Source organism: Sphaerisporangium sp. NPDC005288, assembly GCF_040607475.1.
In the GTDB taxonomy this organism is placed as follows: domain Bacteria; phylum Actinomycetota; class Actinomycetes; order Streptosporangiales; family Streptosporangiaceae; genus Sphaerisporangium; species Sphaerisporangium rhizosphaerae.
Window position 1 is genome coordinate 38,086 of sequence record NZ_JBEXGT010000006.1, and the last position, 24,647, is coordinate 62,732.

General features: G+C 70.2%; 20 protein-coding genes and 1 tRNA gene. 18 read left to right on the forward strand and 3 right to left on the reverse strand.

What is annotated here, in order from left to right; translation table 11 throughout:
* Positions 1-160 precede the first annotated feature (160 nt).
* The 9 genes from ABZU32_RS08100 to pyk all read left to right on the forward strand — a co-directional run bounded on the left by ABZU32_RS08100 (position 161) and on the right by pyk (position 14,445).
* Positions 161-751, forward strand: a complete 591-nt coding sequence (locus tag ABZU32_RS08100; RefSeq protein ID WP_354918797.1) for a MauE/DoxX family redox-associated membrane protein — start codon at positions 161-163, stop codon at positions 749-751.
* A complete protein-coding gene (locus ABZU32_RS08105; RefSeq protein ID WP_354918800.1) occupies positions 751-1,503 on the forward strand; it encodes a thioredoxin domain-containing protein in 753 nt (250 codons plus the stop codon). The genes ABZU32_RS08100 and ABZU32_RS08105 overlap by 1 nt, the downstream gene beginning before the upstream one ends.
* Positions 1,504-1,529: 26 nt before the next feature.
* Entirely contained in the window at positions 1,530-2,777 is a 1,248-nt protein-coding gene (lgt, locus tag ABZU32_RS08110; RefSeq protein WP_354918804.1) for a prolipoprotein diacylglyceryl transferase, read from the forward strand.
* Between the two features lie 70 nt (positions 2,778-2,847).
* Complete coding sequence (locus ABZU32_RS08115) at positions 2,848-3,660, forward strand: hypothetical protein (protein WP_354918807.1); 813 nt, start codon at positions 2,848-2,850, stop codon at positions 3,658-3,660.
* Positions 3,661-3,671: 11 nt separating this feature from the next.
* Positions 3,672-4,322, forward strand: coding sequence for a hypothetical protein (locus ABZU32_RS08120; protein ID WP_354846043.1), 651 nt, complete (start codon positions 3,672-3,674; stop codon positions 4,320-4,322).
* Between the two features lie 379 nt (positions 4,323-4,701).
* Positions 4,702-9,216 carry a glutamate synthase large subunit gene (gene gltB, locus ABZU32_RS08125; RefSeq protein ID WP_354918810.1) on the forward strand — a complete coding sequence of 1,505 codons (4,515 nt, stop codon included), beginning with the start codon at positions 4,702-4,704 and terminating at the stop codon, positions 9,214-9,216.
* A gap of 14 nt (positions 9,217-9,230) precedes the next feature.
* Positions 9,231-10,715 (forward strand): glutamate synthase subunit beta, encoded by a 1,485-nt coding sequence (locus tag ABZU32_RS08130; protein ID WP_354918813.1) that lies wholly within the window; start codon positions 9,231-9,233, stop codon positions 10,713-10,715.
* Positions 10,716-10,904: 189 nt separating this feature from the next.
* Complete coding sequence (locus ABZU32_RS08135) at positions 10,905-12,665, forward strand: S8 family serine peptidase (protein WP_354918816.1); 1,761 nt, start codon at positions 10,905-10,907, stop codon at positions 12,663-12,665.
* A 349-nt stretch (positions 12,666-13,014) separates the two neighbouring features.
* On the forward strand, positions 13,015-14,445 hold the full coding sequence (gene pyk / locus ABZU32_RS08140; protein ID WP_354918819.1) for a pyruvate kinase: 1,431 nt from the start codon (positions 13,015-13,017) through the stop codon (positions 14,443-14,445).
* 218 nt (positions 14,446-14,663) lie between these two features.
* On the opposite strand, the gene ABZU32_RS08145 is transcribed toward pyk, so the two are convergent.
* Positions 14,664-14,736: transfer RNA gene (locus tag ABZU32_RS08145), tRNA-Leu, on the reverse strand.
* A gap of 50 nt (positions 14,737-14,786) precedes the next feature.
* Between ABZU32_RS08145 and ABZU32_RS08150 the strand changes: the two genes are divergently transcribed.
* From ABZU32_RS08150 to ABZU32_RS08175, 6 genes are all read left to right on the forward strand, one after another.
* A complete protein-coding gene (locus ABZU32_RS08150; protein WP_354846057.1) occupies positions 14,787-15,377 on the forward strand; it encodes a response regulator in 591 nt (196 codons plus the stop codon).
* A 349-nt stretch (positions 15,378-15,726) separates the two neighbouring features.
* A complete protein-coding gene (locus ABZU32_RS08155) occupies positions 15,727-16,875 on the forward strand; it encodes a branched-chain amino acid ABC transporter substrate-binding protein (RefSeq protein WP_354919298.1) in 1,149 nt (382 codons plus the stop codon).
* A gap of 107 nt (positions 16,876-16,982) precedes the next feature.
* The gene (locus tag ABZU32_RS08160; RefSeq protein WP_354918822.1) at positions 16,983-17,951 is read left to right on the forward strand and encodes a branched-chain amino acid ABC transporter permease; all 969 of its coding nucleotides are present in this window, start codon (positions 16,983-16,985) and stop codon (positions 17,949-17,951) included.
* Positions 17,948-19,096 carry a branched-chain amino acid ABC transporter permease gene (locus ABZU32_RS08165; RefSeq protein WP_354918825.1) on the forward strand — a complete coding sequence of 383 codons (1,149 nt, stop codon included), beginning with the start codon at positions 17,948-17,950 and terminating at the stop codon, positions 19,094-19,096. Before ABZU32_RS08160 ends, ABZU32_RS08165 begins: the two co-directional genes overlap by 4 nt.
* Complete coding sequence (locus tag ABZU32_RS08170; RefSeq protein ID WP_354918828.1) at positions 19,093-19,875, forward strand: ABC transporter ATP-binding protein; 783 nt, start codon at positions 19,093-19,095, stop codon at positions 19,873-19,875. Before ABZU32_RS08165 ends, ABZU32_RS08170 begins: the two co-directional genes overlap by 4 nt.
* Positions 19,865-20,581: an ABC transporter ATP-binding protein gene (locus ABZU32_RS08175; RefSeq protein WP_354918831.1), complete on the forward strand. Its 717-nt coding sequence runs from the start codon at positions 19,865-19,867 to the stop codon at positions 20,579-20,581. Before ABZU32_RS08170 ends, ABZU32_RS08175 begins: the two co-directional genes overlap by 11 nt.
* Before the next feature lie 130 nt (positions 20,582-20,711).
* Here the strand turns inward: ABZU32_RS08175 and ABZU32_RS08180 are convergent, their stop codons facing one another.
* Positions 20,712-21,275: a DUF4352 domain-containing protein gene (locus ABZU32_RS08180; protein ID WP_354918834.1), complete on the reverse strand. Its 564-nt coding sequence runs from the start codon at positions 21,273-21,275 to the stop codon at positions 20,712-20,714.
* Positions 21,276-21,463: 188 nt separating this feature from the next.
* Here ABZU32_RS08180 and ABZU32_RS08185 point away from each other — a divergent pair, with 188 nt between their 5' ends.
* From ABZU32_RS08185 to ABZU32_RS08195, 3 genes are read left to right on the forward strand one after another with little or no spacing between them, the layout of a single operon-like run.
* Positions 21,464-22,300 (forward strand): ABC transporter substrate-binding protein, encoded by an 837-nt coding sequence (locus tag ABZU32_RS08185; protein ID WP_354918836.1) that lies wholly within the window; start codon positions 21,464-21,466, stop codon positions 22,298-22,300.
* A 4-nt stretch (positions 22,301-22,304) separates the two neighbouring features.
* Complete coding sequence (locus tag ABZU32_RS08190) at positions 22,305-23,156, forward strand: amino acid ABC transporter permease (RefSeq protein WP_354918839.1); 852 nt, start codon at positions 22,305-22,307, stop codon at positions 23,154-23,156.
* A gap of 5 nt (positions 23,157-23,161) precedes the next feature.
* Entirely contained in the window at positions 23,162-23,953 is a 792-nt protein-coding gene (locus ABZU32_RS08195; protein ID WP_354918842.1) for an amino acid ABC transporter ATP-binding protein, read from the forward strand.
* Between the two features lie 242 nt (positions 23,954-24,195).
* On the opposite strand, the gene ABZU32_RS08200 is transcribed toward ABZU32_RS08195, so the two are convergent.
* On the reverse strand, positions 24,196-24,615 hold the full coding sequence (locus ABZU32_RS08200; protein ID WP_354919301.1) for a hotdog fold thioesterase: 420 nt from the start codon (positions 24,613-24,615) through the stop codon (positions 24,196-24,198).
* Positions 24,616-24,647: the final 32 nt, after the last annotated feature.

Genomic DNA, 24,647 nt, shown 5'->3' on the forward strand with positions numbered 1-24,647 from the left:
TGATGGGCTGGTCAGCCGGTAGCCTTCGGCAAGGAAGGCCGCCGCGCGCCGTCGTGACCGGCCCCGATCGCCTGGGGCGTCCACGGCGTGACCCGTCCCGGGCGTCGGCTCGTGGGGATAAGGAGACGAGGATGCTGGTGAGGTCGGGAAGGCCGCGCCGATGAGGTCGCTCAACGCGCACCCGGCGGTACCCTGGGTGACGACGCTCGCGCGGCTGGTGGTCGCCGTCGTGCTGATCGTCGCCGGCTGGCTCAAGATCGGCACACCGGCGCTGTCGATCCAGGCGGTGCAGGCCTACGAGCTGCTGCCGGCGCAGGTCGCCACGGCGGTGGGCTACGGCCTGCCGATCGTCGAGATCGTCGTCGGGGTGCTACTGCTCGCCGGGCTGCTCACGCGCGCGGCGGGCGTGGTGTCCGCGCTGCTCATGCTGGCCTTCGTGATCGGCATCGCCTCGGCGTGGGCGCGCGGCCTGCGCATCGACTGCGGCTGCTTCGGGGGCGGCGGCAAGCTGGCCGCCGGGCAGAGTCCCTCCTACTTCTGGGAGATCCTCAGAGACGGCGGCCTGTTCCTGCTGGGGGTGTGGATCACCCGGTTCGCCCCCGGCCGCCTGTCGCTCGACTCCGCCCTCGGGCTGGTGCCGGCCAGGGCGGCCCGCGACGACGACGAGGACGCCGACGAGAGCGGCGAGGACGACGGGGGAGGCCGCGTGACCGACGACGATCACCGGCCCGACATGAAGGAGAGTCTCTGATGGGAAAGGCCGCGCGGGAGGTCTCGGCCCGCGAGCGCATCAAGGCGCAGCGCGAGAAAGAGCGCGCCCAGCAGCAGCGCAGGCGTCTGGCGACCATCATCACCTCGGTGGTCGTGGTGCTCGCCGTGGTCGGCGGCGGCTGGTGGTACGTCCAGTCGGGCGGGTCCGAGAAGCTCAGCGGCGACCTCGCGCCGATCAGCCTGGCCGCCGACGGCTCGACGGTCATGGCCAAGCCGGGCGTCACCAAGCCCGTCCTCGACATCTACGAGGACTTCCAGTGCCCGGCGTGCAAGGCGTTCGAGCAGACCAGCAGCGCCACGGTGAAGAACATGGCGGCGGCCGGCCAGGTCAAGGTCGTCTACCACGTCGTGAACATCTTCACCCAGGAGCCGACGCTCGGTAACACCACGCGCGCCTCGGCGGCCGCTCGTTGCGTGCCCGGGGGCGGGCAGTGGATGGCCTTCCACGACCGCATCTACAAGGAGCAGCCCCCCGAGAGCCAGAAGGGCTTCGCCATCGACGATCTGGTCAAGTGGGGCAAGGAGGCCGGCGTCACCGACCCCGGCTTCGAGCAGTGCGTCAGGACCCAGAAGTACGCCCAGACCCAGGCCGACTTCAACAAGAAGGCCACCGACTCCAAGGCGTTCGAGAAGGGCACCCCGACGCTGCGGCTGAACGGCCAGGAGATCGACATCAGTATCTCCTTCAACCCTTCCTCGCTGCGCAAGGCGATCCTTGATGCCGCGAAGTAGGCCCGGAACCGGTAACGTCACCTGACATGCCCCTGGCCTCCATTCCCAGCCCGCCAGAAGGGGTCTGGTACCTCGGACCGATCCCTCTGCGCGCCTACGCTTTCTGCATCGTGCTCGGCGTCATCGCCGCCGTATGGATCGGCGAGCGCCGCTGGCGCGCGCGCGGCGGCGAGCCCGGCACCATCACCGACCTGGCCGTCTGGGCCGTCCCGTTCGGCCTGGTCGGCGGCCGGCTCTACCACGTCATCAGCGACTGGCAGCTCTACTTCGCCGACGACGCCCCGAACCGCCCGATCGACGCGCTGTACATCTGGCACGGCGGCCTCGGCATCTGGGGCGCCATCGCGCTCGGCGCGGTCGGAGTGTGGATCGCCTGCCGCAGGCGGGGCATCTCGCTGTCGGCGGTCGCCGACACGGTCGCGCCGGGCATCGCGGTGGCGCAGGCCATCGGCCGCTGGGGCAACTACTTCAACCAGGAGCTGTTCGGCGGGCCGACCAGCCTGCCCTGGGGGCTGGAGATCGATCCGGGCCGTCCCGGCACGATCCCCGGGGTGTCGACCTATCACCCCACTTTCCTGTACGAGTCGCTGTGGGACCTGGCCCTGGCCGGCGTGCTGGTGTGGGCGGGCAGGCGCTACGCGCTGCGTCACGCCCGGCTGTTCGCGGTGTACGTCGCCGGCTACACCCTGGGCCGCTTCTGGATCGAAGGCATGCGGGTCGACCCGGCCCACCAGATCCTCGGCCTGCGGCTCAACCAGTGGACCTCCATCGTCATCTTCCTCGGCGCCCTGGTCTACCTCTACCTGACCAGGAACAAGACCACCGAGGAGATCGTCGTCCCGCTGCACGGGGCCGGCGCCGATCCCGCGCACGACGCCGCGCAGGCGGACGACCACGAGATCGCCGCCGCCTCCGCGGCCGACGGGTCCTCCTCCGCCGAGCCGGGAGAGCAGGCCGAGGGCGAGGCCCCCGCAAAGGACAGGCCGGAGGCCGGTGACCCTCCGGCCGACGAGCGGGCCGAGGCCACCTCACCGGCCCCCGGCGAGCGGGCTGACGCCACTTCACCGACTCCGGGCGAGCGAGGCGAGGCAGCCTCGCCGGCGGACGCCCCCGGCGGCCGGGCATCCGCCGCGGCCGCGGCGTCCACGAGCGCTGACGACGAGTCCACCGGCGCTCGCGAGAGCGCGCCGGTCGCGTCCGGTGACGCGGCGCGGGAAGGCGAAAGCGCGGCGGCGGCCCCGGTGGCACCGGCGTCGGAGGCGAATTCACGATGACCCATGGCGGCCTCTCGGGGGGGCACGCCGAGATGGGGCCCGGTAGCGGTCCGGCGGGAGACGGCGCCCAGTGAGCACGCGCAGCAAGCGGCGCCGCGCCTCGTTCGAGGTGGACGCCCTGTCCGAGCGCGGGCTGACCCAGCGGCAGCAGCGCATCCTGTTCGGCGCCGGCACGGTGGTGGCGGTGCTGGTGGGCGGCTTCGGCCTGACCGCCGTCGTCAGCAACCTCGGCGTGTCGGCCCCGGCCGCCGAGGAGTCCTCCGCGCCCGATGCGATCGGGCTGCTCAGCCCGGAGGACTACCAGGCCTGGCCCTCGCCCAAGCTGTTCGGGCCGATCGACGACCGCAAGGCCGACCAGGCGCCGCTGCGCGCCGAGGAGGTCTTCCCGGTCAAGACCGTCCGCAGCGGGACGCTGACGCTCAAGCTCGCCGGCCGCCGTCTCGACGGCGCCTGCGCTCCCGCGGTGTGGGGCGGCGGCGTGCTGGCGAAACTCGGGCAGACCGGCTGCACGCAGGCCGTGCGCGGCATCTACCTCAGCGCCGACCGCCGGTACGTCGCCCAGTACACGTTGTTCAACATGGCCGACGCCGCCGCCGCCGGCGGGTTCGTGCAGCAGATGACCACGCTCTACCGGGGCGGCGGCTGGGTGCGCCCGCTGGAGTCCAAGGGGGCGGCGTTCCCGCAGGACGGCTACTCCGAGGCCAGCGGTCACGCGATGGGGCACTACGCCGGGTTCGTCTGGGTCGGGCGGGCCGACGGCCAGGAGGCCACGCCCAAGGACGACTTCGTCTCGCTGGCCCTGGGCGCCCGGGCGGCCGAGAAGGCCATCTACCGTCGCGTCGTCGCCGTCACGGGCCCGACCGCGGCGCCGCCGGCCGGGTAGGGTGCGTGCCCATGCCCAGCCGTAAGGTGATCGCCGTGGCGGTCGCGGCCGTCCTGGCCGGCGCCGGAGCGGCGGTGTTCCTGCTCACCCGGCCCGAGACCGGGCCGGTTCCCGGCAGGGTCCGCGCCGAGCGCACCTCCGCGTTGTACGCCCCCATAGCGAGCCGGCGCGACGATCCGCGCCCGTTGAGCGAGGCCGAGGTGTTCGGGCAGGCCGCCGCCCTCTCGGCGTCGGGGGTGACCATGCGGCGCGGCCAGGTCGCGGTGTCGGCCGACTGCTCGCGGGCGCTGTGGGGGAGCGGCCCGGCCGCGGCGGCGGCCGGGTGCGCACAGGTGGTGCGGGCGAGCTTCGCCGGCGCGGACGGCGGGGTGTCCGGCCAGTACGCCGTGTTCGACATGCCCGACGCGGCCGCGGCGGACCGGCTGGCGGACGCGCTGGCCGCCCGGCCGGACCAGGGCTTCCTGCGGCTCGCCGCGGGCCAGCCCGCCTCGTTCGACGCCGGGCACAGCAGGGCCGAGGTGCGGGCGCTCGGGCACTTCGTCGTGGTCAACTGGGTGGGTCCGGTCGGCGACACCGGCCGCGCCGACCTGACGCTGCCACAGGTGGCGCTGGAGGGGCTGGGTGGCTTCGTCCAGAGCCGCGTCCTGGCCGCGAGCGGCTGACCCGCCCGGGCGCCGGCCGGCGGCCGGAAGGGGCGGGGAAGGGGCGGCCGGGCGCGTGGGGTGAGTGGAGCATGGTATAAGGAGTGGGGACCGTAGGGAAACTTGACTCTCGCCTGACCGGTTACAGAACCCTTACCGGGGCCTTCACCTGGAATAACGTCCATTTTTCCGGCGTTCCTTCACTGCGGCCGGGGACGCACGGCAGCGGGCACATCGCAGTGCCCCCACATGGTGAATGTTCGCGATTCCCACCGGGTGGGCACTATTCCGGCAGGGTGCGGTAGTCTCTACACACCTAACAGCAGCAGGGCCAACGTCGTCCCTCTTGCCTGCAATCGCCAATCAAGACGAAGCAGACGAAGACGACGGGAGGGATTCAATGCCTGCTGCCCGCCTCGGGTTCCCCGAGCCCCAGGGCCTATATCACCCCTCGCAGGAGCACGACGCCTGTGGTGTGGCGATGGTCGCGGACGTCGCCGGGCGCCGAAGCCACGACATCGTCGCCAAGGCCCTGACGGCACTCTGCAACCTGGACCACCGAGGGGCCAAGGGTAGCGAACCAGACACCGGTGACGGCGCGGGGATTCTCACCCAAATACCTGACGCGTTCCTCCGTGACGCGGTGGACTTCCCCCTTCCCCCGGCCGGTTCCTACGCCGCCGGCGTCGCCTACCTGCCGATGGACGAGCAGGCCCGCGCGACCGCCGTCCGCATGATCGAGGAGATCGCCGCCGAGGAGGGACTGACCGTCCACGGCTGGCGCGAGGTGCCGATCGACACCGCCCACGCCGGGCCGAGCGCCCGCGCGGTCATGCCGACCTTCCGGCAGCTGTTCGTGTCCTCCCCGAACGGCGAGTCCGGTCTGGAGCTGGACCGGCTGGCCTTCTGCCTGCGCAAGCGGGCCGAGCACGAGGTGGACGTCTACTTCCCCTCGCTGTCCTCGCGCACCATCGTCTACAAGGGCATGCTGACCACCCCGCAGCTCGAGCCGTTCTTCCCCGACCTGTCCGACGAGAGGTTCGTCAGCGCGATCGCCCTGGTGCACTCGCGGTTCTCGACCAACACCTTCCCGTCGTGGCCGCTGGCCCACCCCTACCGGTACGTCGCGCACAACGGCGAGATCAACACCGTCAAGGGCAACCGCAACTGGATGCGGGCCCGCGAGGCGATGCTGGCCACCGACCTGATCCCCGGCGACCTGACGCGGCTGTTCCCGATCTGCGACCCCGACGGCTCCGACACCGCCTCCTTCGACGAGTGCCTGGAGCTGCTGCACCTGGGCGGCCGGAGCCTGCCGCACGCGGTGCTGATGATGATCCCCGAGGCGTGGGAGAACCACACCGAGATGGATCCGGCGCGGCGCGCCTTCTACGAGTACCACTCCACCTCGATGGAGGCGTGGGACGGCCCCGCGTCGATCACCTTCAGCGACGGCACCCTGGTCGGCGCGGTCCTCGACCGCAACGGCCTGCGCCCGGGACGCTTCTGGGTGACCGACGACGGCCTGGTCGTGCTGGCCTCGGAGGCCGGCGTGCTGGACATCGAGCCGTCCAGGGTCGTGCGCAAGGGCCGCCTCCAGCCGGGCAAGATGTTCCTGGTCGACACCTCGCGCGGCAAGATCATCGAAGACGACGAGATCAAGGCCGAGCTGGCCGCCGCCCACCCCTACGGCGACTGGCTGCACGCCGGGCTGATCCGCTTCGAGGAGCTGCCCGAGCGCCAGCGCCCGATCGTCACCCACGAGGCCCTGGTCAAGCGCCAGCAGACCTTCGGTTACACCGAGGAGGAGCTGCGCGTCATCCTGGCCCCGATGGCCAAGGCCGGCGCCGAGCCGATCGGCTCGATGGGCACCGACAGCCCGGTCGCCGTGCTGAGCGAAAAGCCCCGGCTGCTGTTCGACTACTTCAGCCAGTTGTTCGCCCAGGTCACCAACCCGCCGCTGGACGCGATCCGCGAAGAGTTGGTCACCTCGCTGCAGACGACCATCGGCCCCGAGGGCAACCTGCTCGCGCCGGACCCGGCGTCCTGCCGCCGGCTCGTCCTGCCCTACCCGGTGGTCGACAACGACGAGCTCGCCAAGATCATCCACATCAACGACGAGGGCGCGCTGCCCGGCTTCCAGCCGCACGTCGTCTCCGGCCTGTTCGAGGTCGCGGGCGGCGGCGAGGCGCTGCTGCACCGCCTCGAGGAGATCTGCGCCGAGGTGTCGCGGGCCATCGCGGACGGCTCGCGCACCATCGTGCTGTCGGACCGCGGCTCCGACGCCCGCCTGGCGCCGATCCCGTCGCTGCTGCTCACCGGCGCGGTGCACCACCACCTGATCCACGAGAAGTCGCGCACCCGCGTCGGCCTGGTCGTCGAGACCGGGGAGGCCCGCGAGGCCCACCACATGGCGCTGCTCATCGGCTACGGCGCCTCGGCGGTCAACCCCTACCTGGCGATCGAGACCATCGAGGACCTGATCGCCTCCGGGGCGCTGGCCCTGGAGCCGCGCGCCGCGGTGCGCAACCTGATCAAGGCGTACGGCAAGGGCGTCCTGAAGATCATGTCCAAGATGGGCGTGTCCACGGTCGCCTCCTACACCGGCGCGCAGATCTTCGAGGCGCTCGGGCTGAGCCAGGAGGTCATCGACGCCTGCTTCGCGGGCACCACCTCCCGGCTGGGCGGCGTCGGCTTCGACGTGCTCGCCAAGGAGGCCGCGCTGCGCCACCAGCGGGCCTACCCGCGCGCCGAGAACCCCCACCGCCGCCTGGAGGTCGGCGGGGAGTACCAGTGGCGCCGCGAGGGCGAGCCGCACCTGTTCAACCCCGACACCGTCTTCCGGCTCCAGCACGCCACCCGCACCCGCCGGTACGAGATCTTCAAGCAGTACACCGAGCTGGTCGACACCCAGGCCGAGAAGCTCATGACCCTGCGCGGGCTGTTCAGGCTGCGCGAGGGCGTGCGCCCGCCGGTGCCGATCGAGGAGGTCGAGCCGGTCTCGGCGATCGTCCGGCGATTCTCCACCGGCGCGATGTCCTACGGGTCGATCTCCAAGGAGGCCCACGAGACCATCGCGATCGCGATGAACCGGCTGGGCGCCAAGTCCAACACCGGCGAGGGCGGCGAGGACCCCGAGCGGCTGTACGACGCGACGCGCCGCAGCGCCATCAAGCAGGTGGCCTCCGGCCGGTTCGGCGTGACCAGCGAGTACCTGGTCAACGCCGACGACCTGCAGATCAAGATGGCCCAGGGCGCCAAGCCGGGCGAGGGCGGCCAGCTGCCCGGCCACAAGGTCTACCCGTGGATCGCCAAGACCCGGCACTCCACGCCGGGCGTCGGTCTGATCTCGCCGCCGCCGCACCACGACATCTACTCCATCGAGGACCTGGCCCAGCTCATCCACGACCTGAAGAACAGCAACCCCACGGCGCGCGTGCACGTGAAGCTCGTCGCGGAGGTCGGGGTCGGGACGGTCGCGGCCGGGGTCAGCAAGGCGCACGCCGACGTGGTGCTCATCTCCGGCCACGACGGCGGCACCGGCGCCTCGCCGCTCACCTCGATCAAGCACGCGGGCGCCCCCTGGGAGCTCGGCCTGGCCGAGACCCAGCAGACGCTGCTGCTCAACGGCCTTCGCGACCGCATCGTCGTACAGGCCGACGGCCAGCTCAAGACCGGCCGGGACGTGGTGGTCGCCGCGCTGCTCGGCGCCGAGGAGTTCGGCTTCGCCACCGCGCCGCTGGTGGTCTCCGGCTGCGTCATGATGCGCGTCTGCCACCTGGACACCTGCCCGGTCGGCGTCGCCACCCAGAACCCCGAGCTGCGCAAGCGGTTCGCCGGCAAGCCCGAGTTCGTGGTCAACTTCTTCGAGTTCATCGCCGAGGAGGTCCGCGAGTATCTGGCGGCGCTCGGCTTCCGCTCGATCGACGAGGCCGTCGGCCACGCCGAGATGCTGGACACCACCGCCGCCGAGGACCACTGGAAGGCCGCGGGCCTCGACCTGTCGCCGATCCTGCACGTGCCTTCCCTGCCGGAGGGCACGCCGCTGCGGCGCGTGGTCGAGCAGGACCACGGCCTGGACAGGGCGCTGGACAACACGCTGATCCAGCTCGCCGAGGGCGCGCTGCAGTTCGGCGAGCGGGTGACGCTGGAGCTGCCCATCCGCAACGTCAACCGCACGGTCGGCACCATGCTCGGCCACCAGGTGACCAAGCGGCACGGCGGTGCCGGCCTGCCCGACAACACCATCGACGTGAGCTTCACCGGCTCGGCGGGCAACTCCCTCGGGGCCTTCGTGCCCAGGGGAGTCACCCTGCGGCTCACCGGCGACGCCAACGACTACCTGGCCAAGGGGCTGTCGGGCGGACGGGTGACCGTGCGCCCGCACCCGGACGCGCCGTTCAGCGCCGAGACCCAGGTGATCGCCGGCAACGTCGGCCTGTACGGGGCGACCTCCGGCGAGGTGTTCATCAGCGGCGTCGTCGGCGAGCGGTTCTGCGTGCGCAACTCCGGCGCCACCGCCGTCGTGGAGGGCGTGGGCGACCACGGCTGTGAGTACATGACCGGCGGCCGGGTGGTCGTGCTCGGCCCGACCGGGCGCAACTTCGCGGCCGGCATGTCCGGCGGCATCGCCTACGTGCTCGACCTCGACGCCGAGCGGGTCAACCGCGAGATGGTCGCCATCGAGGAGCTCACCGAGGAGGACTCGGAGTTCCTGCGCGACGTCGTTGAGCGCCACCTCGCCGAGACGGGCTCGACGGTCGCCAAGACGCTGCTGGACGACTGGGACGGCACGCTCACCCGCTTCGGCAAGATCATGCCGGTGGACTACAAGCGGGTCCTGCTGGCGCAGGAGGCCGCGCGCGCCGAGGGCAGGGACATCGACCAGGCGGTCATGGCCGCCGTACAGGGTTAAGGGAGGTTTCACCGATGGCCGACCCCAAGGGGTTTTTGACGCACGAGCGTGAGCTGCCGGCGCGCCGCCCGGTCGACGTCCGCATCCGCGACTGGCGGGAGGTCTACGAGGACTTCCCGCGGCCCGCCCTGACCAGGCAGGCCGCCCGCTGCATGGACTGCGGCATCCCGTTCTGCCACAACGGCTGCCCGCTCGGCAACCTCATCCCCGAGTGGAACGACCTGGTCTACCGCGACGACTGGCGCGAGGCGATCGAGCGGCTGCACGCCACCAACAACTTCCCGGAGTTCACCGGCCGCCTGTGCCCGGCTCCGTGTGAGGCGGCGTGCGTCCTCGGCATCAACGCGGACCCGGTGGCGATCAAGCGGGTCGAGGTGGAGATCATCGACCGGGCCTTCGACGAGGGCTGGGTGACGCCGCAGCCGCCGTCGGCCAAGACCGGCAAGCGGGTCGCCGTCGTCGGCTCGGGCCCGGCCGGGCTGGCCGCCGCCCAGCAGCTCACCCGCGCCGGTCACGACGTGGTGGTCTTCGAGCGGGCCGACCGCGTCGGCGGCCTGCTGCGGTACGGCATCCCCGAGTTCAAGATGGAGAAGCGGCACATCGACCGGCGCCTTTCGCAGATGCGCGCCGAGGGCACCGAGTTCCGCGCCGGCGTCAACGTGGGCGTGGACGTCACCGCCGAGCGGCTGCGCGAGGAGTTCGACGCCGTCGTCCTGGCCGGCGGCGCCACCGCCTGGCGCGACCTGCCGGTGACGGGCCGCGAGTACGAGGGCATCTACCAGGCCATGGAGTACCTGCCCCTGTCCAACAAGGTGCAGGAGGGCGACCTGCCCGCCTCGCCGGTGTCGGCCGAGGGCAAGCACGTCGTGGTGATCGGCGGCGGCGACACCGGCGCCGACTGCATCGGCACGGCGGTGCGCCAGGGCGCGCTGTCGGTCACCCAGCTGGAGATCATGCCGAAGCCGCCGGAGCTGCGGCCGGACTCCCAGCCGTGGCCGACCTACCCGATGCTGTTCAAGATGGAGAGCGCCCACGAGGAGCTGGAGGCCGGGGACGGCGCGCGGGTGTACGCCGTCTCGACCACCGAGTTCGTCGCCGACGAGCAGGGACGGGTGAAGGCCCTGCGGCTGGTGGACGTCGAGGGCCCGGCGAGCGGGTTCCGGCCGATCCCCGGCACCGAGCGGGAGATCCCGGCCGAGCTGGTCACGCTGGCGATAGGCTTCCTCGGTCCCGAGAAGGGGGCTCTGCTCACCGACCTGGCGGCCCTGTCCGCCGACCCGGACGCGTTCTTCGACGCCCGGGGCAACGTCGCGCGCGACAAGTCCTACATGTCGGGCGTGGAGGGCGTCTTCGTCGCCGGTGACATGGGCCGGGGGCAGTCGCTCATCGTGTGGGCGATCGCGGAGGGCCGCTCGGCGGCCGCCGCGGCCGACCATTTCCTGAGCGGCCGGACGGCGCTGCCCGTCGCGATCCCGCCGACGGCCCGGCCGCTGGTGTGACGCTCTGAAGGACGGCCTGAAGGACGGCGTCCCCCGATTCGGGGCGCCGTCCTTTTTGTAGTAATCCGGTCATCCCATACGGTGTTTATAGCTATATATGTGTGTAATGGGTCGAATGCCGGAGTATCTGATCGCAGTTTGCTTTGGTGCTCGATCCCCTGAAAGATGCTGCCTCGTTGTAGGACAGGCATGAGGGGAAGGTCCATGGTGCGGGGGTACAAACGCCTGGCGGGCGCCGCCGTCTCACTCGCGGTGGCGGGTACGCTCGCCGCCGCCTCGCTGGTGACAGGGGCGGGTCCGGCGGGCGCCGCGCCGCCGGTCGCGGGCAGGGGTGAGTACCTCGTCTTCTATGGCGCGGGCGCCCAGGCCGAGGCGCTGAGCGCCGTCAAGGCGGGCGGAGGCGTCGCCGCCGCCGTCGAGGCCAAGCTCGGCTACATCATCGCCCGGGGCCCTCGCACGGGCTTCGCCGAGGCGCTCGGCGCGAGTCCCGCCGTCGTCGGCGTGACCGACAATCGCCGCATCGGCGCCGCCACGGCCGTCGCCGCCGGCGCCGGCCCGCTCACGGCGCCGCTGTCGCCGGCCGCCGCCGAAGGCGCCTCGGCCGAGGACGCCTCCGCCGCGAACGCCTCCGCCGCGGGCGCGCCCGCCGCGAACGCCTTCAACGGGAAGTCGGTCAAGGCCGAACCCCTGGCGGGACGCCAGTGGGACATGAGGATGATCGGCGCCACCCCCTCGGGCTCCTACGCCGTCAACCGGGCGAACAAGAAGGTCACGGTCGGCATCATCGACACCGGCGTGGACGGCAGGCACCCCGACATCGCCCCGAACTTCAACCGGGCGCTGAGCCGCAACTTCGTGACCGACCACCCGAAGGACCCCAACGGCAAGACGCTCGACGGGCCGTGCGAGGTCAAGAGCTGCAAGGACCCCGCCGACGTGGACGACGACGGGCACGGCACCCACGTCGCCAGCACCATCGGCTCGCCGATCAACGGCATCGGCGTCGCGGGCGTGGCGCCCGATGTCTCGCTCGTCAACATCCGCGCCGGCACCGACGCCGGGTTCTTCTTCCTCAAGCCGGTCCTCGACGCGCTCACCTACGCCGGCGACGCGGGCATCGACGTGGTCAACATGAGCTTCTTCGTCGACCCGTGGACGTTCAACTGCACCAACAACCCGGCCGACTCCAAGGCCGATCGGCTCCAGCAGGCCGGCATCGTCACCGGCGTCCAGCGCGCGCTCGACTACGCCCGGGCCCGCGGCGTCACGCTCGTCAGCGCTCTCGGCAACGGCTCGACCGACCTCGGCGACCCCACGACCGACAAGGAGAGCCCCGGCTATCCGCTGGGCAAGGAGCGCGAGCGCACCATCGACAACTCGTGCGTGAACGTCCCGGCCGAGTCGCGCGGCGTCATCTCCGTCTCCGCCCTCGGCCCCAGCAAGCGCAAGGCCTGGTACTCCGACTACGGCACCGAGCAGACCGACCTGTCGGCCCCCGGCGGCGACCCCTCCGACGCCGGCACCTCGCTCAAGGGCGCCACCAGGGAGATCCTGGCCGCCGCGCCGACGCACGTGCTGCGCCGCGAGAAGCTCATCGACGCCGCGGGCAAGCCCCTCGGCGGCTCGGTGGTGCGCGAGTGCCACCACGGGCACTGCTCCTACTACCAGTACCTGTCCGGCACCTCCATGGCCTCCCCGCACGCCGCGGGCGTCGCGGCCATCCTGGTGGCCCGTTTCGGCAGGCCGGGCAAGGGCGGGCTGACGCTGTCCCCGTCCAGGGTCGAGCAGTTGCTGTACGCCACGGCCACCCCGGTGAGCTGCCCGGCCTCGGGCTCGACCACCTACTCGGTGAGCGAGGAGACCCACACCTGCGCCGGGCCGGCCGCGAAGAACGGCTTCTACGGGCACGGCCTGGTCAACGCCTACCGGGCGGCCACGGCCAAGGGCTGAACGGCCTCCGAACGCCTTCTGAGGCCCCGTCCGGCGCGTCCGGGCGGGGCCTTGCGGGCGTTCACCGGGCAGGGCGCCCGCCGTTCACCTGCCGGGCCGCCGGCGGTCCACCGGGTCCGTACGGCCTGCGGGCACGCTGCGGGGCAACTATCCTTCCTAGAGCACGCAACACGAAAACGGACCCCGCGCGCCCTTCCGCGCCGGTCGCGGCCTCTGCCCGAAAGAAACGGGCCCCACCTGCGGCGACGTGCGGAGCGCACGCGATGGCAAGGCTGATGTCACCTGGATTTCCCCAGGGGCTGTGCACTTCGTCATCATCAAGTGGTCTGTACCAATTAGGGTAGGACTTGTGAGTCGTCGAGCGAAGATTGTCTGCACACTGGGGCCCGCCACCTCCTCCCCGGAGCGGCTGCGCGAGCTGATCGCCGCCGGAATGAACGTGGCGCGGTTCAACCTCAGTCACGGGAGCCACGAGCTCCACAAGGAGATCCACGGCCGGGTGAGAGAGGCGGCCGCCGAGCTCGGCAAGGCCGTCGGCGTCCTCGCCGACCTGCAGGGCCCGAAGATCCGTGTGGGCCGTTTCGCCGAGGGGCCCGTCCGGCTCGGCTTCGGAGACGTCTTCACCATCACCACCGAGGACGTCCCCGGCGACCGCGCGATCGTCTCCACCACCTACGAGGGCCTGCCCAACGACGTCCAGCCGGGCGACAAGATCCTCGTCGACGACGGCCGCCTGGTGCTGGAGGCCACCGAGGTCGACGGTCCCCGCGTGGTGACCAAGGTGCTCGTCGGCGGCATGATCTCCGACAACAAGGGCCTCAACCTGCCCGGCGTCGCGGTCTCGGCCCCCGCCCTCACCGAGAAGGACGAGGAAGACCTGCGCTGGGCGCTGCGCACCGGCTTCGACATGATCGCGCTGTCGTTCGTGCGCAGCCCCGAGGACGCCCAGATCGTCCGCGCCATCATGGACGAGGAGGGCGTCCACCTGCCTCTCCTCGCCAAGATCGAGAAGCCGCAGGCCGTCGACTGCCTCGAAGAGATCGTCGACGCCTTCGACGGCATCATGGTCGCCCGCGGCGACCTCGGCGTGGAGCTCCCGCTGGAGCAGGTGCCGATCGTGCAGCGCCGCGCCATCGCCCTGGCCAGGGAGAAGGCCCACCCGGTCATCGTGGCCACCCAGATGCTCGACTCCATGATGAGCGCCCCCCGGCCCACCCGCGCCGAGGCCTCCGACGTCGCCTACGCCGTCATGGACGGGGCCGACGCCGTCATGCTGTCCGGCGAGACCTCCGTCGGCAGCTATCCGGTCGAGTCGGTCGCCACCATGGCCCGCATCGCCTCGGCCGCAGAGGCCGAGTCGCTGGAGGCCACCCACACCTTCGACCGGCTTCCCGAGACCACCGGCGGGGCCATCGCCCGCGCGGCGGCCGAGGTCGGCGCCATCGTCGGCGCCAAGGCCCTGTGCGCCTTCACCATGTCGGGGGAGACCGCGCGGCGGCTGGCGCGCTACCGCTCCCCGATCCCGCTGCTGGCCTTCACCTCGGCCCCCGAGGTGCGCGGCCAGCTCGCCCTCACCTGGGGCGTCGAGACCTTCGAGGTGCCGTTCGTGCACCACACCGACGACATGGTGCGTCAGGTGGAGTCGGCCCTGCTGTCCATCGGCCGCTACGAGAAGGGCGACAAGGTCGTCATCGTCGCCGGCTCGCCTCCCGGCAACCACGGCTCCACCAACGCCCTGCGCGTCCACACCATCGGCTCCGCGGTCTCCAGCGAGCACTGACCCACGACGGCGAGCACCGGCAGGCGGCTTCCCGCCTGCCGGTCATCGGCGTTTCCGCGCGATGACGGCCGCATCGCGCGGACGGGCGTGCCGGGGAAGCGGGCGCCGCGGGACACAGGCGCCGAGGTGATCGTGAAGGCCGAGGGGCGGCACAGCGAGGCGTCGGGGCTTGAGAAGAGCGAAGCCGCGCGGCGGTGCCGCGCGGCTGCCCATGCGTGTGCCCCGAGTGGGATTCGAACCCACACTGTATGGATTTTGAGGCCATCGACTCTGCCGTTGGTCTATCGGGGCGCCGTGGTGCTCGTGCCCCTAATCTAGCGGACGTCGGTACTCTCTTGGTCGTGAGTACGCAGCGGCGAGTGGTGATCGCGGAAGATGAGGCGCTGATCCGCCTCGATTTGAAGGAGATGCTGGAAGAAGAGGGTTATGCCGTCGTCGGCGAGGCCGGTGACGGCGAGACGGCGATCAAGCTGGCTCTGGAGCAGCGCCCCGATCTGGTGATCCTGGACGTCAAGATGCCCATCCTCGACGGCATCTCGGCCGCCGAGCGCATCGTGTCCGAGCGCGTGGCGCCGTGCCTGATCCTGACGGCGTTCTCGCAGCGCGACCTGGTCGAGCGGGCGCGGGACGCCGGGGCGATGGCCTATCTGGTCAAGCCGTTCACCAAGTCCGACCTGGTGCCGGCGATCGAGATGGCCGTGAGCCGGCACGAGGAGATCGCGGCCCTCGAGCGCGAGGTCACGACCCTCGGCGAGCGCCTCGAGACGCGCAAGCTCGTCGAGCGGGCCAAGGGCCTGCTGATGGCCGAGCACGGCTGGACCGAGCCGCAGGCGTTCCGCTGGATCCAGAAGGCGTCGATGGACCGGCGGTTGAGCATGCGCCAGGTCGCCCAGGCCGTCGTGAGCGAGGCCAAGCCTCCCGAGGAGTCCTGATCTGACAGCGAGGTCGACACCGTGCCGTCCAGTCGTGTCAGATCGGACGGGTCCGGCGGCGCCCCGTCGCCCGCGAGCCCATACAGTCGATCTTGGTCGGCCATGCAACCGCGATGTGACCTTTACTTTTCGTGCTGATCGCCGAAGAGGACCGGTGTGATAACGAAGCGGTAACGTGATGTGACTCTGTACCGACCTGTGACTTGAGCTGGGTGTAATGCCGTCAACGAACCCTGGCCCAACTGCCAGGGTGGCTCTGTGAACCCGATCCCGGGATGCGGGATCAGGCGAAAGGAAGGCAACCTTGCGGCCCAAGATTGCTCGCCTCGGGGGCGTGCTCGCCGTCGGTGTGGCACTTACCGTTGGTCTCGCCGCCTGTGGTGGCGCTGACTCGGGCTCCAGCACCGGTGGCGGCGATTCCGCGGCGCCCAGCACGCTGAAGATCGGCTTCATGGGGGACCTGACGGGTGAGAACTCCGGCATCGTCATCCCGCCGAGCAACGGCGCTCAGCTTGCCGTGGACGAGTACAACGCGACCAACCCCAAGGTCAAGCTTGAGATGATCAAGTACGACAGCCGCGCTGACGCGACGACGGCGGTGTCCCTGGCCCAGAAGGCGATCAAGGACGACAAGATCGTCGGGCTGGTCGGACCGGCGTTCTCCGGCGAGTCCAAGCAGGCCGTGCCGGTGCTGGAGGAGGCGAAGATCCCGAACATCTCCGCCTCGGCCACCAACGTCGACCTCGCCAAGAACGGATGGAAGTACTGGCACCGCGTCGTCCCGAACGACGGCGTGCAGGGCCCGGCCATCGCCGACTTCGTCGCCGGCGCCGCGGCCGCCAAGAACGTCTTCGTGGTCGACGACAAGTCCGAGTACGGCAAGGGCCTCGCCGACGCGGTGCGCGCCCAGCTGAAGACCAAGGGCGTCACGGTCACCGACGACGCGCTCGACCCGGCCGCCACCGACTACTCCTCGACGGTGACCAAGGTGGCCTCCGCCAAGCCGGACGCGGTGGTCTTCGGTGGCTACTACGCCGGTGCCGGCAAGCTGCTCAAGCAGCTCCGCGACAAGGGCGTGACGGCGAAGTTCTTCTCCGGTGACGGTTCGCTCGACAAGGGCATCATCGAGAGCGCCGGCGCCAAGCAGGCCGAGGGCGCGCTCATCGGCTGCCCCTGCCGCATCCCGACCTCCGCCGAGACCGACGAGAAGGTCAAGAAGTTCGCGGCCGACTACAAGGCGAAGTTCAACGCCGACCCGCTGATCTACGCGACCGAGGGCTATGACGCCATGACGGCCTTCACCAAGGCCCTCGCCGGCGGCGCCACCACCGCCGACGCGATCAACGAGGCGGTCGGCAAGTCCGACTTCGACGGCATCTCCAAGCACATCTCGTTCGACCCCACCGGTGAGCCCTCCGCGAAGTCGATCTACATGTACCAGGTCAAGGACGGCCAGATCGGGCTGCTCGGCGACACGACGACGGCCAAGCTCGGCTGACGGACGTTACGTCAACGGCCAGGTAATGAGGGGCGGGAATCGCAACGGCGCTCCCGCCCCTGTCCGTGTCCGACCTCGCGTGAAGGCTTCCTCGAAAGCGAAACCCTGTGTTCGATAACCTCCTCGGCTCCTTCTGGCCGTACACGATCGACGGCCTCATCCTGGGCGCGATCTACGGCCTCGTCGCCCTCGGCTACACGATGGTGTACGGCGTGCTGCGCCTCATCAACTTCGCGCACTCCGAGATCTTCATGATCGGCACCATGGCGTCGGCGTTCGTGGTCATGGCGCTCGGCATCACCACGCCGCTCACCGGGCTCGCGCTGGTCGGCGGGCTGCTGCTGATGGTGCTCGCGGGAGGCTTCGCCTCCGCGGGCTCGGCCATGTTGCTGGAGCGCATCGCCTACCGCCCGCTGCGGAAACGCGGCGCCTCGCGCCTGGCCGCACTCATCTCGGCCATCGGCGCCTCGCTCTTCCTCCAGGAGCTCTTCGCCCTGGTGATCATCCCGCACGTGTTCAACCGTCCGCAGCAGGGCCGCAACCAGATGGGTGTGGCCCGCATCATGGAGAAGGACACCCTCTTCACGCTCGGCGGCGCGCAGATCCGGGTCGACCAGGTCCTGATCTTCGTGGCGGCCATCGGCATGATGGTCCTGCTGGACCTGCTGGTGAACCGCACCAAGATCGGCCGCGGCATCCGGGCCACCTCCCAGGACCCCGAGACCGCGGTCCTGATGGGCGTGGACATCGACAAGATCGTGCGGATGACGTTCCTGATCGGTGGCCTGATGGCCGGCGTCGCCGGCGCCCTGTTCGTCCTGCAGTTCGAGGTCACCAAGTTCTCCATCGGCTTCCTCCTCGGCATCAAGGCCTTCACGGCGGCCGTGCTCGGGGGCATCGGCAACCTACGCGGAGCGTTGCTCGGCGGCCTGTTCCTCGGTCTGATCGAGAACTACGGCGCCGCGGTCTTCGGCTCGGGATGGAAGGATGTCATCGCGTTCACGGTTCTCGTCCTGGTCCTGATGTTCCGGCCCACCGGCATTCTCGGTGAATCACTCCAGCAGGCGCGCGCATGAGCACGAACACGATCACCAACGGCAGGAACGCCTTCTCGGCGTTCATCGACGGCGTCCGCGACCGGTGGGCGACCGCCCCGGGCTGGCAGCGCTGGACGCTCTACGTCCTGCTGTTCATCACGGCGCTGCTGCTGCCCTCCGATTCCCTCGGTCCGATCATGTCGCCGTACAGCGACTGGGCCAGCGTCCTGTTCTTCCCCATCGGCACGTACGTGGTGCTCGCGATCGGCCTCAACGTGGTCGTCGGCCAGGCCGGCCTGCTCGACCTCGGGTACGTCGCGTTCTTCGCCATCGGCGGCTACTCGATGGCGCTGCTCGGCACCCGCATGGGGCTGAACTTCTGGGAGATCCTCGTCGCCGGCGTGATCCTGTCGGCGCTCTCCGGGGTGGTGCTGGGTGGGCCTACGCTGCGCCTTCGCGGCGACTACCTGGCCATCGTGACGCTCGGCTTCGGTGAGATCGTCCGCCAGACGGCCGAGAACACCGACGCCATCGGCGGGCCGCGCGGCATCGCCGGCATCCCGCACCCGCCGAGCATCGACGGCGTCACGGTCTTCGGGGTGGACATCTTCCACTACGGTCTGCTCGACCCCCGGCCGTACTACTACCTGCTGGTGGTGGTGGCCACGGCGATCATCATCTTCGTCAAGCGCTGGGAGAAGAGCCGGGTCGGCCGGGCCTGGGCCGCCATCCGCGAGGACGAGGACGCCGCCGAGGTCATGGGCGTGCCCACCTTCAAGTTCAAGCTGCTCGCCTTCGCGATCGGCGCTTCGATCGGCGGCGCCATGGGCGTCGTCTGGGCGTCCAAGACGATCTCGATCAACCCGAACGACTTCCTGTTCATGCTGTCGGCGACCATCCTGGCGGCGGTCGTGATGGGCGGTTCCGGCAACATCCCGGGGGTCATCCTGGGTGCGTTCCTCGTCGCCTGGCTGCCCGAGCGGTTCCGCGGGCTGTCCGAGTACCGCATTCTGGTGTTCGGCGCTGTGCTGGTAGCGTTGATGATCTTCCGTCCGGAGGGCCTGCTGCCCTCACGGCGCCGCAGAGCGGAGCTGGCGGAGGGAACGGGCGGCATGGGCGCCATGGGCGCGGAGGTCCCTGCGCCGGATGCCCACACCGCAGCAGCCGAAGGGGCAGCGAAATGAGCGATCCGCGTCCGCTTCTGCAGCTGCAGAAGGTCAAGATGCAGTTCGGCGGCGTCGTCGCCCTGCGCGAGGTCGAGCTGACGATCAACCAGGGCGAGATCTTCGCGCTCATCGGGCCGAACGGCGCCGGCAAGACGACGGTGTTCAACGTCGTCACCGGCGTCTACCGCCCGACGTCCGGCCAGGTGGTGTTCGACGGTGACCGCATCGACGGGATGAAGCGGTTCAAGGTCACCAAGCGCGGCGTGGCCCGCACCTTCCAGAACATCCGGCTGTTCCACAACATGTCCGCGCTGGAGAACGTCATGGTGGGGGCCGACGCCCACCACCGCGCCGGCATGTTCAGCGCGGCGCTCGGGCTGCCGTGGCACCGCAAGGAGGAGCGCGAGGGCAAGGCCCTGGCGCGCGAGCTGCTGGAGTTCGTCGGCATCGGCAACCGCGCCGAGGAGACCGCCAAGAACCTTCCCTACGGCGACCAGCGGCGGCTGGAGATCGCGCGGGCCCTCGCGACCAAGCCCAAGCTGCTGCTCCTGGACGAGCCCGCGGCGGGCATGAACCCCGCCGAGAAGGAGTCCCTGCAGGGCCTGATCCGCAAGATCCGCGACGCCGGCCACACGGTGCTGCTGATCGAGCACGACATGGCGCTGGTCATGGGCATCAGCGACCGCATCGCGGTGCTGGACTTCGGGCAGAAGATCGCCGACGGCCTCCCCGCCGAGGTGCAGAACGACCCGCGGGTCATCGAGGCGTACTTGGGGGCTCCCGCAGATGCTTCTTGAAATCAAGGACATGCACGTCCACTACGGAAAGATCGAGGCGATCAAGGGCATCTCGCTCGAGGTCGCCGAGGGTGAGATCGTCACGCTCATCGGCGCCAACGGCGCCGGCAAGACGACGACCCTCAAGACCATCTCGGGCCTGCGGCCCCTGTCGTCGGGCACGGTCACCTTCGACGGCAAGGACATCAGCAAGCTTCCCGGGCACAAGCGGGTGCTGGCCGGCATCGGGCAGTCCCCGGAGGGCCGCGGGGTGTTCCCCGGCATGACCGTCACCGAGAACCTGCTGATGGGCGCCTACACCCGCAGCGGCGACCTCACCAAGGATCTCGACGAGGTCTTCGAGCTGTTCCCGCGGCTGGCCGAGCGCAAGAACCAGGCGGGCGGCACGATGTCCGGCGGCGAGCAGCAGATGGTCGCCATCGGCCGCGCGCTGATGAGCAAGCCGAAGGTCCTGCTGCTGGACGAGCCGTCGATGGGCTTGGCGCCGATGCTGGTCGCCCAGATCTTCTCGATCATCAGGGAGATCAACAACCGGGGCACCACCGTGCTGCTGGTCGAGCAGAACGCCCAGCAGGCGCTGCAGCTCGCCCACCGTGCGTACGTCCTGGAGACCGGGCGGGTGGTGAAGTCGGCCGCCGCCTCAGAGCTGCTGGACGACCCGCAGGTCCGCGAGGCGTACCTCGGCGGCGAGCTCGGCGCCCACTGACGGGTGCCGCGCGAGAGTCGCGACGTTCTGAGCGGCCCGGCCGGACGCCTCCGGCCGGGCCGTCGCGGGTCCCGGCCCGGTGACGCGTCCGCGTGCAGCGACGCGTCCAGGCTCGGTGACGCGCCCAGGCTCAGCGGATCGTCACCTCGACGCCCTTGGACTTGCCGATGACGCCGAGCGGAGGCTCGCCGAACAACCGCATCTTGGTGATCTTGGCGTCCTTGGGCACGTCGAACCACAGGTCGAACTCCATGCGCACGAAACTGCCGACCACCAGTTCGAAGGGCTGGCGCTTGGTGGTCTGGGCGGCCAGGTCGATGTGGAAGGAGCGGCCGTCGGAGGCGATCGCCAGCTGCTGGCGGGCGTCGAACTGCTGGTTGCTGCGGTCGATGCTCTCGACGAGGACGCGGATGCGGACGTACTGCCCCTTGGCCGGCCACTCGGCGTGACTGCCCACCAGGCTGGGCATGCCGTCGCGGAACGCCAGGACGTGGAAGCGCATCAGGCCGTCCGTCACGACCGGGGCCTTGATGACCGTCTCGTCCGGCCGCGCGGTCTCGGCGGGGACGGCGTACGTCGCGGACGGCGTCGGCGTCGGCTTGCCAGGGTCGCCGGAAGCGCTGGAGCAGCCGGTCAGGGACAGGGACATGGATGCGATGAGCGTGAAGCCCACCAGGAGGAGAGGCGTCCGCACGATCGAACACTAACCCTCCGATGATCCCGGAGCGCCAGGCGCGGTGATGTGTTGTGCGATCGTTTCTTTCCGGTAATACCCCTGGTGACCAGGTGCGGGACCATGGCCAGGGTTACGGTAACTTAACTTAACTCCGACATACAGCTAAAGAGGAGGACGTTGTGGTCTTTTGGTCCAGGCGTCGCCGTATGACATCAATCGGGGCGCTCGTCGTGGGCGCCGCGTGCCTTCTCTCCGCCTGCGGCGGCGGATCGGACACCGGTGCCACCGCCTCCAACGCGCCGGCCGGCAGTGCCCCGGCCGCCTCGGGGATCAAGCTGATCAACCCGGGCAAGCTCACCACGTGCACGAACCTGCCCTATGAGCCGTTCCAGTACAAGCAGGGCGACAAGACGGTCGGCTTCGACGTCGACATCGTCGACCTGGCGGCCAAGAAGCTCGGCGTGACCCAGGACATCGTGGACATCGACTTCGCGGTGATCAAGAGTGGCGCGGCTCTGAACGCCGGCAAGTGCGACGTCGCCGCCGCCGGCATGACGATCACTCCCGAGCGTCAGAAGAACCTGTTGTTCTCCGACCCCTACTTCGACGCCACCCAGGCCCTGCTGGCCAAGAAGGGCACGGGCGCCAAGTCGCTGGAGGACGTCAAGGCCAAGAACCTCAAGCTCGGCGCGCAGGCCTCCACCACCGGCCTGGACTACGTCAAGGGCAAGGGCTTCGACCCGACCGAGTTCGCCGACTCGCCCAAGGAACTGCTCGGCCTGCAGTCCGGCCAGGCCGACGTGATCGTCCAGGACCTTCCCGTCGTGCTCACCTGGCTGAAGAAGCCCGAGATCGCCGACAAGTTCGAGCTGATCGCCAGCCTCGACACCGGCGAGCAGTACGGCATCGGCATGAAGAAGGGCAACGACGCCCTCGCCAAGGTGGTCAATGAGGAGATCGCCAAGGCCAAGTCCGACGGCACCTACGAGCAGATCTTCGTCAAGTGGTTCGGCAAGAAGCCCGGCGAGCTCGGAGCCTCCTGATTCCATGACCGACCAGCCCATCACGGCCGAGCCGGCCGGACCCGCCGGGCCAGCGCCCGGCGGGTCGCGGCTCAGCCCCCGGAAGAGACAGCGGATCAGCCGCGGCGTCCAGTACGTCATCCTGATCCTCGCGCTCGTCGCGGTCGTGCTCCTGACCAACTGGAAGAACCTCGCCGAGAACTTCGCCAGGTTCGATGTGGCGGCGCAGGCCTTCCCCGAGCTGTTCACGGTCGCGCTCAAGAACACGATCATCTACACCGTCGGCGGCTTCGTCTTCGGCTCGCTGGGCGGGCTCCTGCTCGCGCTCATGCGGCTGTCCTCGGTGCGCCCGTATCGGTGGATCGCGGTCATCTACATCGAGATCTTCCGCGGTCTCCCCGCCCTGCTGATCTTCTTGCTCGTGTTCTTCCTGCCGTCCGCCTTCCCCGGCTTCGAGGTCCCGGGCGGCACGTACGGCCAGGGCATCCTGGGCCTGACGATCGTCAGCGCGGCCTACATGGCCGAGACCCTGCGGGCCGGCCTGCAGGCCGTGCCCAAGGGGCAGATGGAGGCCGCGCGCTCGCTCGGGATGTCCCACGCGCGGGCGATGGTCTCGGTGGTCATCCCGCAGGCGATCCGCATCGTCATCCCGCCGACGACCAACCAGTTCGTGGCGCTGCTCAAGGACTCCTCGCTGGTGCTGTTCCTCGGGGTGACCAGCCAGTACGTCGAGCTGACCAAGTTCGGCAACGACCTGGCGTCGACGACGGCCAACGCCACGCCCATCATGGTGGTGGGGCTCACGTACCTGCTGGTCACGATCCCGCTGGGGTACCTGGCGGGACGCCTTGAGAAGCGTCAGGCGAAGGGGCGGTGACGGCGATGGCGCACGCGGTCGAGATCAAGGACCTGCACAAGTCCTTCGGCGACCTCGAGGTGCTCAAGGGCATCGACTTCACGGTCGACCAGGGCCAGGTCGTCTGCATCATCGGCCCCTCGGGGTCGGGCAAGTCGACGCTGCTGAGGTGCGTCAACCTGCTGGAGCAACCCAGCAAGGGCACGGTGCGCGTCGGCGGGGTCGAGCTGACCGACCCCGACGTCGACATCGACGCGGCGCGGCGCAGGCTCGGCATGGTGTTCCAGTCGTTCAACCTGTTCCCGCACATGTCGGTCCTGCAGAACGTCATGATCTCCCAGCGGCGGGTGCTCAAGCGGGGCAAGGGCGACGCCGAGCGCATCGCCCGCGACAACCTGGAGAAGGTCGGCGTCGCCGACAAGTGCGACGCCTTCCCGCCGCAGCTGTCGGGCGGCCAGCAGCAGCGCGTGGCGATCGCCCGGGCGCTCGCCATGGACCCCGACCTGATGCTGTTCGACGAGCCGACCTCCGCGCTGGACCCCGAGCTGGTGGGGGACGTGCTGTCGGTCATGCGCAAGCTCGCCCGCGACGGCATGACGATGCTGGTGGTCACGCACGAGATGAGCTTCGCGCGGGAGGTCGCCGACCGCGTGGTGTTCATGGACGGCGGGGTGGTCGTCGAGGAGGGGCCGCCGGAGCAGGTGATCGGCGCTCCGCGGCACGAGCGCACGCGCACCTTCCTCAGGCGGGTGCTCGACCCGACGCATTCGGACGACGACGTGTCCGGCGCCGGCGAGACCTCGGCGCAGGCCCGCTGAGGCCGTCACGACGGGCGCACCGGCCCCCGCGCGGCTTCTCGGCCGCCGGGGGCCGTTTCAGGTCCACAGGCGCCCTCGGGGACGCAAGGAGCCCGCGGGTGGTCTTTGGGGCCATGTAGGGCTTCCCCGGCCGCACACGTTGTCTACTCGACCACCCACGGGCTCTGGCGTCACAACGCTAGCGAGCTATGAGGCTCCCGTGCAAAGAGAGTGGCAAATCGCAGCGTGATACGAGAGGAATGTCACGTGGCGTCACGGAGCATGCAGGTGAGGCGCGAGGTGCAGACCCGGCGTCCCTGCTCGTCGGTGATCTCGATGTCGTAGGTCGCGATGGTGCGCCCGCCATGCAGGCGCGTGGCGACCCCGGTGACGTGGCCGGAGGTGGCCGACCGGTGATGGGTGGCGTTGATCTCGACGCCGACGGCCCGGCGGCCGGGGCCGGCGTGCACGGCGGCGCCGGTGGAACCGATGGTCTCGGCCAGCACGCAGGAGGCCCCGCCGTGGAGCAGCCCGTACGGCTGGGTGTTGCCCTCGACGGGCATGCGCGCGACCACGCGCTCGGCGCTGACCTCCAGGAACTCGATGCCCATGGAGCTGATCAAGGCGCCCTTGTGGTCACCGTCGTACACCGCGTCCAGGCGGGCCTGGTCCTCGGGCTTCATCATGGTCAAAGGGAGGCCTCCACTTGCACTGC